This window comes from Pseudoalteromonas sp. NZS71 (genome assembly GCF_015864715.1).
GTDB classification, from domain to species: domain Bacteria; phylum Pseudomonadota; class Gammaproteobacteria; order Enterobacterales; family Alteromonadaceae; genus Pseudoalteromonas; species Pseudoalteromonas arctica.
Genome location: NZ_JADYWS010000008.1, coordinates 127,058 through 141,686 on the forward strand (window position 1 = coordinate 127,058; position 14,629 = coordinate 141,686).

Annotated in this window: 18 protein-coding genes; 3 read left to right on the forward strand and 15 right to left on the reverse strand. The window is 40.2% G+C overall.

The features are described 5' to 3' along the window. Nucleotides 1-43 precede the first annotated feature (43 nt). The 8 genes from I6E85_RS07290 to zapE all read right to left on the reverse strand — a co-directional run bounded on the left by I6E85_RS07290 (nt 44) and on the right by zapE (nt 6,573). A complete protein-coding gene (locus I6E85_RS07290; protein WP_007580339.1) occupies nt 44-481 on the reverse strand; it encodes a ClpXP protease specificity-enhancing factor in 438 nt (145 codons plus the stop codon). Further along, entirely contained in the window at nt 481-1,107 is a 627-nt protein-coding gene (sspA, locus tag I6E85_RS07295; protein ID WP_002957965.1) for a stringent starvation protein SspA, read from the reverse strand. Before sspA ends, I6E85_RS07290 begins: the two co-directional genes overlap by 1 nt. Nucleotides 1,108-1,187: 80 nt before the next feature. Continuing rightward, the gene (locus I6E85_RS07300) at nt 1,188-1,937 is read right to left on the reverse strand and encodes a cytochrome c1 (RefSeq protein ID WP_007580337.1); all 750 of its coding nucleotides are present in this window, start codon (nt 1,935-1,937) and stop codon (nt 1,188-1,190) included. Then, a complete protein-coding gene (locus tag I6E85_RS07305) occupies nt 1,934-3,199 on the reverse strand; it encodes a cytochrome b N-terminal domain-containing protein (protein WP_007378320.1) in 1,266 nt (421 codons plus the stop codon). Before I6E85_RS07305 ends, I6E85_RS07300 begins: the two co-directional genes overlap by 4 nt. Next, complete coding sequence (gene petA, locus I6E85_RS07310; protein WP_024599269.1) at nt 3,199-3,789, reverse strand: ubiquinol-cytochrome c reductase iron-sulfur subunit; 591 nt, start codon at nt 3,787-3,789, stop codon at nt 3,199-3,201. The genes I6E85_RS07305 and petA overlap by 1 nt, the downstream gene beginning before the upstream one ends. A gap of 580 nt (nt 3,790-4,369) precedes the next feature. Next, on the reverse strand, nt 4,370-4,762 hold the full coding sequence (gene rpsI, locus I6E85_RS07315) for a 30S ribosomal protein S9 (RefSeq protein ID WP_024590200.1): 393 nt from the start codon (nt 4,760-4,762) through the stop codon (nt 4,370-4,372). Nucleotides 4,763-4,770: 8 nt separating this feature from the next. After that, on the reverse strand, nt 4,771-5,199 hold the full coding sequence (rplM, locus tag I6E85_RS07320; RefSeq protein WP_007378318.1) for a 50S ribosomal protein L13: 429 nt from the start codon (nt 5,197-5,199) through the stop codon (nt 4,771-4,773). Between the two features lie 285 nt (nt 5,200-5,484). Next, nucleotides 5,485-6,573, reverse strand: a complete 1,089-nt coding sequence (gene zapE, locus I6E85_RS07325) for a cell division protein ZapE (RefSeq protein WP_010554277.1) — start codon at nt 6,571-6,573, stop codon at nt 5,485-5,487. Between the two features lie 134 nt (nt 6,574-6,707). Here zapE and I6E85_RS07330 point away from each other — a divergent pair, with 134 nt between their 5' ends. The 3 genes from I6E85_RS07330 (at nt 6,708) to I6E85_RS07340 (ending at nt 9,820) form a co-directional block, all read left to right on the forward strand. Next, the gene (locus I6E85_RS07330) at nt 6,708-7,151 is read left to right on the forward strand and encodes a YhcB family protein (RefSeq protein ID WP_007580324.1); all 444 of its coding nucleotides are present in this window, start codon (nt 6,708-6,710) and stop codon (nt 7,149-7,151) included. A 131-nt stretch (nt 7,152-7,282) separates the two neighbouring features. Then, a complete protein-coding gene (locus I6E85_RS07335) occupies nt 7,283-8,635 on the forward strand; it encodes a Do family serine endopeptidase (RefSeq protein WP_197236770.1) in 1,353 nt (450 codons plus the stop codon). Between the two features lie 102 nt (nt 8,636-8,737). Further along, nucleotides 8,738-9,820, forward strand: coding sequence for a trypsin-like peptidase domain-containing protein (locus tag I6E85_RS07340; RefSeq protein ID WP_024599264.1), 1,083 nt, complete (start codon nt 8,738-8,740; stop codon nt 9,818-9,820). Nucleotides 9,821-9,924: 104 nt separating this feature from the next. On the opposite strand, the gene murA is transcribed toward I6E85_RS07340, so the two are convergent. Genes murA through I6E85_RS07375 form a run of 7 tightly spaced genes read right to left on the reverse strand, consistent with a single transcriptional unit; the run spans nt 9,925 to nt 14,589 of the window. Continuing rightward, entirely contained in the window at nt 9,925-11,184 is a 1,260-nt protein-coding gene (gene murA, locus I6E85_RS07345) for a UDP-N-acetylglucosamine 1-carboxyvinyltransferase (protein ID WP_024599263.1), read from the reverse strand. Nucleotides 11,185-11,197: 13 nt separating this feature from the next. Continuing rightward, entirely contained in the window at nt 11,198-11,455 is a 258-nt protein-coding gene (locus I6E85_RS07350; RefSeq protein WP_002957953.1) for a BolA family protein, read from the reverse strand. A 5-nt stretch (nt 11,456-11,460) separates the two neighbouring features. Beyond that, on the reverse strand, nt 11,461-11,754 hold the full coding sequence (locus tag I6E85_RS07355; RefSeq protein ID WP_024599262.1) for a lipid asymmetry maintenance protein MlaB: 294 nt from the start codon (nt 11,752-11,754) through the stop codon (nt 11,461-11,463). Next, complete coding sequence (locus I6E85_RS07360) at nt 11,747-12,427, reverse strand: phospholipid-binding protein MlaC (RefSeq protein WP_024599261.1); 681 nt, start codon at nt 12,425-12,427, stop codon at nt 11,747-11,749. The genes I6E85_RS07355 and I6E85_RS07360 overlap by 8 nt, the downstream gene beginning before the upstream one ends. 5 nt (nt 12,428-12,432) lie before the next feature. Beyond that, nucleotides 12,433-12,981: an outer membrane lipid asymmetry maintenance protein MlaD gene (mlaD, locus tag I6E85_RS07365; RefSeq protein ID WP_002957950.1), complete on the reverse strand. Its 549-nt coding sequence runs from the start codon at nt 12,979-12,981 to the stop codon at nt 12,433-12,435. A gap of 13 nt (nt 12,982-12,994) precedes the next feature. Beyond that, nucleotides 12,995-13,774 (reverse strand): lipid asymmetry maintenance ABC transporter permease subunit MlaE, encoded by a 780-nt coding sequence (gene mlaE / locus I6E85_RS07370; protein ID WP_002957949.1) that lies wholly within the window; start codon nt 13,772-13,774, stop codon nt 12,995-12,997. Continuing rightward, nucleotides 13,774-14,589 carry an ATP-binding cassette domain-containing protein gene (locus I6E85_RS07375; RefSeq protein WP_076915496.1) on the reverse strand — a complete coding sequence of 272 codons (816 nt, stop codon included), beginning with the start codon at nt 14,587-14,589 and terminating at the stop codon, nt 13,774-13,776. The genes mlaE and I6E85_RS07375 overlap by 1 nt, the downstream gene beginning before the upstream one ends. Nucleotides 14,590-14,629: the final 40 nt, after the last annotated feature.

A 14,629-nucleotide genomic window follows, 5' to 3' on the forward strand; every position in this document is an offset into this window, starting at 1 on the left:
TAAAAAAACCGCTTATTCAGCGGTTTTTTTTGGCATTTACTTATTATTTAATAACGCGTAAATGAGAGCCTTTTTTCTTCTCAGGCTTTTCTGGTGGTGTTTCATCAATAAACTCAGCTGATGAATCAACACTTTCAAGCTCTGGCACAAAATCGTCTTCGTCCTCTAAAAACTCATCTGCGGTAAAGACTGTTCCTTCGCCATTTTCACGCGCGTATATTGCAAGCACAGCACCTAGAGGTACATACACTTGCATTGGCTGACCACCAAAGCGCGCACTGAAGCTAAGTTGGGTTAAGTCTAACGAAAACTGTGTGACCGCTGATGGACTTATGTTTAAAACAATTTGTCCGTCTTGAACAAATTGTGTTGGCACTTGTACATTTGCAAATCCAGCGTCTACCACTAAATGCGGTGTACACTCGTTATCGACTATCCAATCAAAAAAAGCACGTAATAAATAAGGACGATTAGGCGTCATTATAAACGGATCTCACGCTCAGCTTCAGTTAAAGAGGCTTGGAATGACTCACGTTCAAATAAACGGATCATGTACTCTTTAAGCTCTTTAGAACCGGCACCATTAAGCTCAATACCAAACTCTGGTAAACGCCATAATAGTGGAGCTAAATAACAGTCTACTAAGCTAAACTCTTCACTCATAAAGTAAGGTGCTTCGCTAAAAATAGGTGCTACAGCAAGCAATGCTTCTGTTAGCTCTTTACGAGCTTGAGCAGCGTCTGACGTGTTGTTACTGATTTTGTCAGCTAAGCTGTACCAATCAGTATCAATACGATGCATCATTAAGCGGCTACGACCACGCATTACCGGGTAAACAGGCATTAGTGGAGGATGAGGAAAACGTTCATCAAGGTATTCCATGATGATGTTTGCCTGGTATAAACCAAGCTCACGGTCAATCAGTGTTGGCACTGTACCGTAAGGGTTAATTTCGTGAAGTGCTTCTGGCAAGTTATCTTTTTCAGCCAAATGAATATCTACACTTACACCTTTTTCCGCAAGTACAATACGTACTTGGTGGCTATACATACAGTTAGCACCAGAAAAAAGGGTCATTACAGGGCGCTTATTGGCAGCTACGGCCATGCCTATACCTCCATTAAATAACTAAAACAGCAAAAGGGGCTTAAGCCCCTATTGCAAAATTACCTTTAAAAATGTTCAACCTAATGAACATCTCTCCAGTATTCTTTCTTAAGCATAAATGCCAAGATAAACAGGATAATTAAAAATCCTATTACCTTAATACCTAGCGCTTCCGATTCAAGACGTGAAGGTTCACCCACGTACTCAAGGAAGTTTGTTAAATCACGAGCCGCTTGGTCGTATTCATCTATGCTTAATTCGCCCGTACCATCTGTTTCAGTAGCGATAACTTTAGTCACAGTGTGACCATGCTCTTGTACTTCTTTAGTGATAGGTGTTGGTAAACCTTGTAGTTCTTGAAGAACGTGAGGCATACCTACCGATGGGAAAACAATGTTGTTAACCCCAAACGGACGAGATTCATCTTTATAAAACGATTTTAAGTACGTGTAAATATAATCTGGTGATTTTACACGAGCAATTAGAGTTAAATCCGGCGGAGCCGCACCAAACCATTTTGCTGCATCGTCTTTTGTAATCGCGTTAGTAATATGACTACCAACTTTAGAACCGTCAAAAATCAACTGCTCTAAACCAACCTCTGTTGGGATACCGATATCACGAAAAGTACGTTCATAACGTTGATACTGCATTTGGTGACAACCAAGACAGTAGTTCATGAACAACTTTGCACCGCGTTGTAAAGATGGTTGATCAGTAAGGTCGTTGTTCGCCTCCATTAAAGGAACCGACGGACCTGCTGCCATAACCATGTTAGGTAACAAGTTTACTGATAAAGCAAATAAACCAATAATAAGCTTCTTCATCATTTCGTTAACCTCTCTGGCAATGGCTTAGTTTTTTCATTCTTACTGTATACAAACAACAGTACGAAGAACATAAAGTAAGTCACAGTACAGATTTGAGAAATAATCGTTTTCAGATCAGTTTGTGGAGTTGCACCCACCCAACCTAAAAGAACGAAAGTTACAACAAAACCTGCAATGTTCCATTTATGGAAACCACAACGGTAACGAACCGATTTAACTCTACCACGGTCTACCCAAGGTAGTAACGCAAGTACCACTATCGATGCACCCATCGCCGCAACACCAATTAACTTATCTGGGATTGCACGTAAGATTGCATAGAATGGCGTAAAGTACCAAACCGGGAAAATATGCTCTGGAGTTTTAAGCGGATTAGCCGCTTCGAAGTTAGGACCTTCTAAAAAGAATCCATTCATCGCAGGCATAAAGAACACAACCCAACAAAACAATATTAAAAAGCCAACCACACCCACAATATCTTTAACTGTGTAGTAAGGATGGAACGGTATCGCATCAACAATGTCTTTTTTGTCGGTGTAATACTCATGGAATTTAAATTTAGGCTTATCTTCTTCAGCTACTGAGCCTTTCTTACGTTTAATCTCAATACCTTCAGGGTTATTCGAACCCACTTCGTGTAGAGCAACAATGTGTAAGAAAACTAAGATTACAATAACCAGTGGTAGTGCAATTACATGTAATGCAAAGAAGCGGTTAAGCGTTGCACCTGATATTACGTAGTCACCACGGATCCAAAGCGTTAAATCATCACCAATAACCGGAATCGCACCGAATAATGAAATGATTACCTGAGCACCCCAGAATGACATTTGACCCCATGGTAATAAATATCCCATGAACGCTTCAGCCATTAATGCTAAGAAAATAAACATACCAAACAACCACAGTAATTCACGTGGTTTTTGATAAGAACCGTAGATCATGCCACGGAACATATGCATATATACAACGATGAAAAACGCTGATGCACCTGTTGAGTGCAAGTAACGTAATAACCAGCCATATTCTACATCACGCATGATGTATTCAACCGAGGCGAATGCACCTTCAGCAGATGGAACAAAGTTCATCGTTAACCAAATACCTGTAAGGATTTGGTTTACTAGTACTAACATGGCTAGCGAGCCAAAGAAGTACCAGAAGTTAAAGTTTTTAGGTGCTGGATACTGTGCAATATGCATGTTCCAAACACGTGTCATTGGGATTCGGTCGTCAATCCAACCAATAATCTTACCAAACATTAGGCAACCCCTCTTTCTTCGCCCACTAAAATAGTGGTTTCATCTAGAAAAGTATAAGGTGGTATTTCTAAGTTCAATGGCGCAGGTACCGATTGGAACACACGGCCAGCCATATCAAATTTAGAACCGTGGCATGGGCAGTAGAAACCATCGTCGGTTCCTTCTACTTTCTCACCAAAGTTACCTTGTAAAAAGCCTGGCGAACACCCTAAATGCGTACAGATACCTACAGCCAAAAATATTTCTGGACGTAATGAACGGTAATCATTTGTTGATGATTCTAATTGTTGTGGCTCTTGCGATTGCGGATCACGAAGTTGACCTTCATGTTCTTTCATTTGCTCAAGCATTTTTGGGGTCCGTGATACAACCCATACAGGTTTACCACGCCACTCGACACGTATTAATTGTCCCGGTTCAAGTTTGCTGATATCTACTTCTACAGGCGCACCCGCAGATTTAGCTCGCTCACTTGGATTCCAAGACGCAATAAAAGGAACAGCAGCCCCAGCCGCACCAACACCACCTACAACAGAGGTAGCTATGGTTAAAAAGCGACGTCGGCCATTGTCTACAGGCGCATTGCTCATCCACTTATCTCCACTATGATTCTCAACACTTGCTATATTGAGAACATCAGTTACAGCAGGTTAATTATTCGAATTTTTAAAATAGAAGCGATCATAATTAAAACCCTTGATTAAAACAAGGTTATTCAAAGCCCTATGCTCGAATAAAACTAACTTGATCAAAATTTGATTAAGTAGGTTCGAGAATAAAGCCGAACGACTATAATAACGCTTCTGTAAAAACAATATACTGACCAAGATCAACACCACTAAGAGGAAACAGTAAAAACTGTACATAGTGCGGTTAAACTCACTCATTTTACTTCAATGCCAATTGTAGCAAAAAATTCCACCAATTAACTGATGGATTTAAACTAATTACGATAATTATTTAACTTTTTTGCAGCTATCTGAGTGTTTTTTAACTTTCGTTTGATTAATACGCAGTTATTAATCAATTTGATCATCATTAATTGCTGCAATCACCCAGTATCACCGTCGATATAAATAACTTTATATTAAGTTGCAAATGTAAACATTTTGATTTGAAAACAAAAAACCCAGCATAAGCTGGGTTTTTGAATTCTTGATAACGTATAGATTAACGTTTTGAGAACTGTGGACGCTTACGCGCTTTCTTAAGACCCACTTTCTTACGTTCAACTTTACGTGCATCACGTGTAACAAAACCTGCTTTACGAAGTTGTGAACGTAATGATTCGTCAAACTCCATAAGTGCACGAGTGATACCATGACGGATAGCACCAGCTTGACCAGTTGTACCACCACCAGAAACGGTGATGTAAAGGTCAAATTTTTCAGTCATATCAACTAGCTCAAGAGCTTGATGAACAACCATGCGTGCTGTTTCGCGACCAAAATACTCTTCTAGAGAGCGTTTGTTGATTACGATGTTACCAGTGCCTGGGCGTAAGAATACGCGAGCACTTGAACTTTTACGACGACCTGTACCGTAGTATTGATTTGCCATGATGGTGCTCCTTAAATGTCTAGAACCTGAGGCTGTTGTGCAGCATGGTTGTGCTCAGTACCTGTGTAAACTTTAAGTTTACGGTACATAGCGCGGCCTAAAGGACCACGTGGCAACATGCCCTTAACAGCCTTCTCGATGATCATTTCAGGCTTTGCAGCTTGAAGTTTATCAAAAGTAGTAGACTTAAGACCACCTGGAAAACCAGAGTGTGAATAGTACACTTTGTTTTTGAATTTGTTACCAGTTACAGTAACTTTTTCAGCGTTGATAACGATGATATAATCACCAGTATCTACGTGCGGTGTATATTCAACTTTATGCTTACCGCGTAGGCGATGAGCGATTTCAGTAGCGATGCGACCTAAAGTTTTACCTTCAGCGTCAACTACGTACCAGTCACGTTTTACTGTTTCTGGTTTAGCAACAAACGTTTTCATTTATAAAAATCCAATGTTTTTCAATTAAAACCACAAGTAGTTAATATTAACTACTGCTCTAAGTTTGCTATAACCCCTTCGAGTTTTAGACTTTTGCGCCGCTCACAAGTGGCTAGACTATATGAGGGCATAGAACGCAACGTGGCAGACGCGGGAGTATACCAGCACTTAAAACACATTGCTACTCGCCGGTTGTTTTTTCCACAAGAAATTTTAGAAATAAGAAGTACTATATATGCACCTCTTATTTTTAATGGCTAACCTATTACACTTTTACCTACTAATTTAAACCAAATGCTCTCTAGCTAAATACTCTAGAGACTGCATTTCTTGCAAACGGCTTATACAGCGCTTAAATTCAAAGTTTAAATTACCTTGGGTATAAAGTTCGGTAATAGGTTTTTCAGCCGATATAATTAAAGTTACATGGCGCTCGTAAAATTCATCCACTAAAGCAATAAAGCGTCTAGCGGCATCATCATTAGTTTGCCCAAGCTGTTTTACGTTAGAAATAATCACCGTATTATATAAGCGACTAATCTCCATGTAATCAACCTGACTACGCGCTGTTTCGCACAATTCACTAAACTCAAACATCACCACGCATTTGGCTACTTTTCGCGTTTTGATTAAACGACCTTCTATCTCTATCGGCTCATCTAATTGTCCAGGCTCTGACGATAGCTTATCGAAGTATTCAAATAGGTTTTTATCCGCTTCTTTATCTAACGGACTATGAAAAATTTCGGCTTGCTCTAAGGTACGCAACCGATAATCAATACCTGAGTCTACATTAACTATTTCTGTATTGAGCTTAACCAGTTCTATAGCAGGGACAAAGCGGGCACGCTGCAAGCCATTTCTGTAAAGCTCATCAGGCACTATATTAGAGGTAGCAACAAGTACTATACCCCGTGCAAATAGCGCTTCCATTAAGCCACCTAGCAACATAGCATCGGTAATATCTTGAACAAAAAACTCATCAAAACAAATTATGTCTGTTTCAGCTTTGAAAGTGTCGGCTATTTTTTCTAATGGATTAGCCGTATTGTTTAGTTTTTTAAGCTCATTATGCACTCGGTGCATAAATCGATGAAAGTGCACGCGCATTTTACGTGTGCCCGGTAGTGATTCGTAAAAAGTGTCAACTAAATAAGTTTTACCACGCCCTACTCCACCCCAAAAGTACAAACCTTTTATAGGCGCAGGTTCATCTTTACTAAATAACTTAGCAAAAAAACCTTTTTGTTTTGGCTTTGCCTGAGTTAGATCATCGTATAGACGTTGTAAATGGCGCACAGCATTTTCTTGTGCTGCGTCGTGTACAAAGTCATCTCGCTTTAAGTCTTGTTGGTATGTTTGCCAAGGAGTCATATCTATTTACAGTTAAAACACAGTTTAATTTGCAAAGCATATTAACACGCATCATAACTCGGGGTATATTACACTTAGTATGATTTATAATTGAATCGGCATTCGTTAGTTATTTTCCCAAAGGGGTAGTTTTTATGGGCACAGTTATGTGGGTAGGTTTAATTGTTATTGCTGCTGTTGTAGCATTTTTTATTGGCGCATTTGTTACTAAAAAACAATTCAAACAAGATGAATTAAAAGAGCAGGCAGAGCAAGCTGAAAATGCGTTAGAGCAGTATCGTCAAGATGTCGCTGATCATTTAGCGAATACTGGCAAGCTCGTAAATAAAATGAAAGAAAACTATGATCAACTGCTTAGTCACGTTGAAGAAACAAACCAACTTCTTTTAGAAGATAGAAATAAAGCACCAGCAGAACCTTATTTTTCTAAAGAAACAACAGAACAACTACAAGCGTCTTTAAAAGAACGTCGTTCAGATCGTTCTTCAGCCGCAGCGCAACCAGCTGATTATGTATCGGGTGAATCAGGTTTATTTGCTGGTCAAAATAAAGTTTCAGAACATTCTAAAGTATCTTGATGAACTTTTTTTAGACCCCATAGTCTTTAGATATAACAGCTTTGTTGTTTTATCTTAATAAACCAAAAAGGGCTGCTTTTAAAGTAGCCCTTTTTGTTTTTGCTTTATCTTAAGTGGAGTTACCCCTGACTATGAAAATGAAATTATCACTTATCAGCGCAGCTATTCTATCTACAAGCTTATTAATGAGCCCTGTAGCGTCTTATGCAAAAATGCCAATTGCAGTAAATGGTCAACAACTACCCACTCTTGCGCCCATGCTAGAGAAAATATCTCCTGGTGTTGTAAGTATCCAAGTTTCAGGCTCTAAAGAAGTACGCCGCCGTGCAGATCCTCTCGAATACTTTTTTGGACAACAGCAGCCTCGCAGTCAAAAACGCCAATTTAGTGGATTAGGTTCTGGGGTCATTATTGATGCTGATGAGGGCTATGTAGTGACTAATAACCACGTAATCCAAGACGCCGAAAAAATGGTAGTTACTCTCGAAGATGGCCGTGAATTTGAAGCAACTAAAATTGGTACTGACACAGAATCAGACATCGCTCTTTTACAAATAGACGCTGATGACTTAACTGAAATCAAACTCGCTAACTCAGATAATTTACGAGTGGGTGACTTTGCTGTCGCTATTGGTAACCCATTTGGTCTTAGCCACACAGTTACATCAGGTATTGTTAGTGCCCTTGGTCGAAGTGGTTTAAACATTGAGGGCTACGAAGATTTCATTCAAACCGACGCAGCTATTAACCAAGGTAATTCTGGCGGTGCCTTAGTTAACCTCAATGGTGAGTTGATTGGTATTAATACCGCTATTTTAGGTGCTTCTGGCGGCAACGTGGGCATTGGTTTTGCGATTCCATCTAATATGATGAAAAATCTAGTCGATCAAATTATTGAACATGGTGAAGTGCGTCGAGGCTCGTTAGGCATTTCTGGTCGTCCACTTGATGCTGGACTTGCAAAAGCACAGCAACTTGATGTCAAACAAGGTGCTTATGTAATGCAAGTAATGGACGACACTGCCGCAAGTAAAGCAGGTATTGAAGCTGGTGATGTCATTGTTAGCATTAACGGTGGCGATATTAGTGGGTTCCACGAACTACGCAGCAAAATAGCTACGCTCGGTGAAGGCCGTGAGATAAAACTAGGCATTTACCGCGATGGTAAAATTAAAACAGTAAAAGTAACCCTTGATGGTGCATCTGGTGTTACAGCGACAGGCGAAGAACTACACCCCGCATTCCAAGGCGCGACGCTTGAAAACGTGCAAAAAAATAGCAATAAAGGTGTTGAGATTACTTCTGTAGATCCTCGCTCACCTTCTGCCCGTGTTGGCCTTGAAGAGGGTGATATTATTATGCAAGTGAATCGTCAGCGAGTTGAAACGATTCGCGACATGAATAAAATCATAGATAGTACAAAAGGTAATATAGTACTTGGCGTGCAGCGTGGTCGTGAGTCCATATTTATTTTAATTCAGTAATAAATCACACTATTAATGTAATAAAAATAACAGTGGCACTTGCCGCTGTTATTTTTTTTATGTCATCATAAAGAGATTGCTCACTTACATAATAAGAAAATCGTGCTGAAACTAATAAAATTTATTCTTCCCCCTTTATTTGCAGGCCTAAGTATTGCTTTTTTAGTGGTTTTTTTCAGCCCTAATATGCGAGCGGCCTTACTTCCAAATGTTCCCCTACCAAGCGCTATGAGTGCGGGTCACCTGAGTTTTTCTGATGCAGTTAAACGAGCAGCTCCTTCTGTGGTTACTATTTTTTCAGAAAGCATTTCCAAAGAACCCCGTTATAAAAGAAAAAACACAGTACAAGAGCTAGGCTCTGGCGTCATCATGTCGCAAGACGGTTATATTCTTACTAACTACCATGTTGTTAATAACGCAGATCAAATTATGGTTATTCTAACCGATGGTCGACGCTTTTTTGATGTGCAGCTAATTGGTTTTGATACCATTACTGATTTAGCCTTACTTAAAATAAATGCAGATCACCTTCCGGTCATTCCTGTCGATGATAGCTATGTATCGAGCGTAGGCGATGTGGTACTTGCTATAGGTAACCCGCTTAATTTAGGTCAAACAATCACGCAAGGCATCATTAGCGCAACGGGTAAGCAAAAGATTACAGACAGTCCGTACAATAACTTATTACAAATGGATGCGGCTATTAACGTGGGCAACTCTGGCGGCGCATTAGTTAACTCCAATGGTGATTTAGTCGGTATTACCTCTGCGCAGTTTAAAACGCGTGAGAATCTGAATATTCAAGGAATATTCTTTGCGGTGCCTTACTCGCTTGCTAAAAAAGTAATGGGAAAACTCATTCGTCATGGTCGTGTTGTACGTGGCTATCTAGGCTTCGAAGGCACAGCAGTAGATAGTACCGGTAAAGAAGTCAACGACAGCCTAACTCCCGTTACGGGCATGCGAATTACTAATTTAGACCCTTTGGGTCCAGCATGGCAAGCGGGCATTGAAGAGCAAGATATCGTTATTAAAATTGCAGGCCTTTCGGTAGCAAACCCACAAAAAGTGCTGGAAGAAATAGGTAATACAGAGCCCGGTAAAGAAATAGAGTTTGAGCTTTACAGAGATGGGAAAATAGAAAAAATCATGGTGGTGGTAGCTGAGCTTGAAACAAAGCTTTAATAAAGAATAATACCAACCTGCATAAATCGTCAATAAAAAGGCCGGATAGCAATTCGCATATCCGACCTTTTTTTTCAAAATAGTGTAATTAGTTAAGTATCTACTTAGCTACTTCTACGTTTAATATTTGCACCTAACGCACTTAACTTATCTTCAATGCGCTGATAACCTCTATCAACGTGATAAATACGATCAACGACCGTTTCACCTTGAGCCACTATACCCGTCAAAATTAAACTAGCTGAAGCGCGTAGATCGGTTGCCATCACTTGCGCACCCGTTAAGCTTTCAGTCTCACCACAAATTGCGGTATGTCCTTCTAAACGAATATTAGCGCCCATACGCTGTAACTCTGGTACATGCATGAAACGGTTTTCAAAAATCGTTTCTGTAATAGTCGCACTACCATTTGCTACTACATTCAATGCTGTAAACTGAGCTTGCATATCCGTAGGAAAACCTGGGTGTGGGGCTGTTTTAATATTAACGGCTCTTAGTTCTCGGCCGCGCATATCAAGATAAATACTGTCGTTATTCACCTCTAGGTGTGCATTGGTTGCGCGTAATTTTTCAATTACAGGCTCAAGGGAGTGAAAGTCAGTGTTTTTACAAAGTACTTCACCGCCAGCCATTGCTGCAGCGACTAAAAATGTACCAGTCTCAATTCTATCTGGTAAAATACTGTGCTCGCATCCTGCTAAACGCTCAACGCCTTCAACTTCAATGCGGCTGGTTCCTGCACCTGTGATTTTAGCGCCCATTGCAATTAAGCAATTAGCTAAATCAATTATTTCGGGCTCGCGAGCAGCATTATCAAGTATGGTTTTGCCATCAGCAAGAGCAGCTGCCATCAAGAGGTTTTCAGTAGCGCCTACGCTTACCATTTCCATAAAGATTTCAGCGCCTTTTAAGCGCCCGTTTACCTTGGCATTAATATAACCATTTTCAACGTTAATTACCGCGCCCATGCGCTCTAAACCTTGAATATGTATATCAACAGGACGAGCACCAATAGCACACCCTCCAGGTAAAGACACTTGAGCTTCACCAAAACGTGCGACTAAAGGGCCTAATGCAAGTACAGAGGCACGCATTTGCTTAACTAAGTCGTATGGCGCTAATGTTTTATTAACCGTTGCGCCGTCAATCACTAGCGTATCGCCGTGCCAATTAACATCAGCACCTAGAGTTTTTAATAAGGCTTCAGTGGTCACTATATCGCGAAGGCGCGGTACATTAGTAAATGTACTTTTTCCATCAGCTAATAATGAAGCAAACAAAATAGGAAGTGCGGCATTTTTAGCGCCAGAAATAGTCACTTCACCAGCAAGTGAAGTACCACCTTGAATTACAAATTGATCCATTAAGAGGCCCTATTTATTGCGGTAAAATAAATTTTTGTTCACGCTTCCACTCTACAGGAGTAAATGCACGAATAGATACTGCGTGAATTGTGCCATCTGAAATTGTATTCATTAATGGACCATAGACTAGCTGCTGCTTTTTAACTCGGCTTAAACCGTCAAAGCATTCGCCTACTGCAACAACTTCATAATGGCTACCATTGGCTTTTACATGTACTTCAGCTAATTGAAGTTCTTCGCGTAATAATGTTTCGACTTGGCTAGTTTCCATAACTCTCACTCAAATAGGGTTGTAACCTGACCCAATTGCATTAAATTTTGCAATTGCTCAGGTAGGTTTTGCAATTCAAGGCGAATGCCTTGCTGCTTTAATTCTGCAAAAGAGTGAATTAACCAAGCTAAGCCCGCTGTGTCAACCCTTGATACTCCACTTAGGTCGAAATAGATGATTTTATGCTTAGTTAATAACTTGTTGTTCAGAAGCTGCTCATCGCCAATTGAATTTCGAGTAAGCTCACCGCTTACTCGAAAATGTTGTCCATCAACTTGGCTTATTGCCAATTTAGTCATTCGAGTTACTGCCTCTAAACTGAACTGGTAGCTGACTCTTTTGCTCTAAAAGGTTACTTACATTATCAATACCTTGCTGGCGCAAAATACCTTGTAGTTCACTTTGTTTTGCATCTAGTAAACTAATACCTTCAGCAATCATATCGTACGCGCGCCATTCACCGTCGCGGTCTTCACGTACTTTAAAATCGATTCTGATATCAGGTTTACCGTCTTCAATAATTTTAGTCTTAACAACAACTACGTCTTTGCCTTTAAATGCTTGCTCGGCACCAAACTCAACTTTTTGGTTTGTATATTGAGTGAATACACCAGCATAAGTTGCAACTAAGTACTCTCTAAATACACCAATAAAGCGTTGAATTTCTTTAATTGCTTTGGCTTTTTCAGCTTCGTCGGTAATTGCACGTACTTTAGATACCTCACTACCTAGTACGCGAAGTGCTGCATATTTGTAGTCGATATAAGGCATTAATTCTTCTTCAACGATTACGCGAAGATGCTCTTGATCTTTAACAATTAATGGCTGGTCTTTTTTAATACGTGCAAATGTATTATCGGCAACTTGGCGTACCATTTTATTTGGATCAACCAATTTAACATCTGCTGCACTTACGCTTTGAGTTAGCGTCATTGTGCCAATTGCTACAATAGCTAAAAACTTTTTCAACATAATAATTACTCACTACCTTGGTTGAATAAAAACTGCCCGATTAATTCTTCAAGTACAATGGCAGACTTAGTATCAGTAATTGAATCGCCATCACCTAGTGCTTTACTTTCCACACCAAACAAATCGTCAATTGCTTCATCTTGCTTGTTTTCAGTCACTGTTTCGCCTAAACAACGTTGTTTAGCTGAATCTGGAGAAATGACAGGGTGAATACCTAAGTACTGCTCACCTAAAATACCCGACGTTAAAATAGAGATTGAGCTTGTGTCTGAAAAACGACATAAATACTGTGCATCAATGGTCATGTTTACCACTGGTAAAAACTCTTGTGGGTGTACATAAATTGATTCAACACGACCAATTACAACACCACCTACTTTTACCGGTGCACGCGCTTTTAACGAGCCAATGTTTTCAAACTTGGCATTAAGCGTATATGTTTCGCCAGAGCCACTAATACCTGAATTGGCAACTTTAAGTGCAAGCATCGCAAACGCTAAAATGCCAAGTGCTACAAAAAAACCAACTAAAATTTCTAATTTCCGTGAATTCATTATCTATACCCTATTAGCTGGTAAACATTACCGCTGTCAAAATAAAGTCAAAACCTAAAACTGCTAATGACGAATGAACAACCGTTTCGGTGGTTGCTTTGCTGATCCCTTCGGAGGTCGGCACACAGTCATATCCTTTATAAAGCGCAATCCAGGTCACCACTATGGCGAATACAAAACTCTTAATAATACCGTTTAGTATGTCTTGCTGAAACGACACTTGTGATTGCATGATTGACCAAAAACTACCTGTATCAACTCCCAGCCAATCTACACCCACTAAATGAGCGCCTATGATTGCTACGGCTGAAAATATCAAGGCAAGCAATGGCATGCTTATAAAACCCGCCCAAAAGCGTGGTGCAATAATACGTTTTAGCGGATCGATTGCCATCATCTCAAGTGATGAAAGCTGCTCTGTTGCTTTCATTAAGCCAATTTCAGCAGTCAATGCGCTGCCTGCGCGTCCTGCAAACAGTAATGCAGTAACAACCGGGCCCAGTTCTCGCAATAAACTCAGTGCCACTAACGGCCCTAAACTATCCTCAGCGCCATAACCAACTAATACGGTGTAACCTTGTAAAGCCAATACCATGCCGATAAACAAACCCGACACCATAATAATGAGTAACGATTGCGAACCCACCATATAAAGCTGGCGAACAAGTAACGGTGTGCCTTTTTTAAAATTAGGAACATGCGCTAATGCACTAAACAGCATATAAGCTGAACGACCGAGAGCCGCAAAGCGTCCTAGCGTTTTATGCCCTAGCTTTTGAAATAAATCCAACATTATGCTTTTTCTCCAAGCAGCTCGTCTGCATAAGCTTGAGCCGGAAAATGAAATGGTACCGGACCATCCGACAAGCCTTTTAAAAACTGTTGAACTAAAGGAGATTCGTGATTACGCATTTCATCTGGGGTACCACAACCAATTACCCCTTGATCAGCGATAATTATAACGTGATCGGCAATACTCATTACCTCTGTCACATCATGCGTCACAATTAAAGACGATAAACCTAATACCTCGTTAAGCGACTTAATTAGCTTAACCAATACGCCCATCGAAATAGGGTCTTGTCCTGCAAATGGCTCATCGTACATGATTAGCTCTGGATCAAGTGCTATAGCGCGCGCAAGTGCAGCACGTCTTGCCATACCGCCTGATAACTCAGAGGGCATTAAATCTTTAGCGCCACGTAGCCCTACCGCTTGCAGCTTCATTAATACAACTAATCGAATAAGGTCTTCACTTAGCTTTGTGTGCTCTCTTATAGGAAACGCAATATTGTCAAATACCGACATATCAGTAAACAGCGCACCACTTTGAAAAAGCATGCTCATTTTAGTACGTGCTTCGTATAACTCTTTACGAGACATTTTAGGAATGCTGCCACCTTCAAATAAAATATCACCTGAATCGGGTTTAAGCTGACCACCAATTAAACGCAACATAGTGGTTTTGCCAATTCCGCTTGGCCCCATGATCGCAGTAATTTTACCTTTAGGAACGCTAAAACTCATATTTTTATATATAGTTCTATTGCCTCTCGAAAAGCTAACATCCTTGACTTCTACTATTGATTGCGACAAGTCGCTCTCCATAAAAATGTTCACTAGTGCACCTATTTTAAAGCTTTTTTGT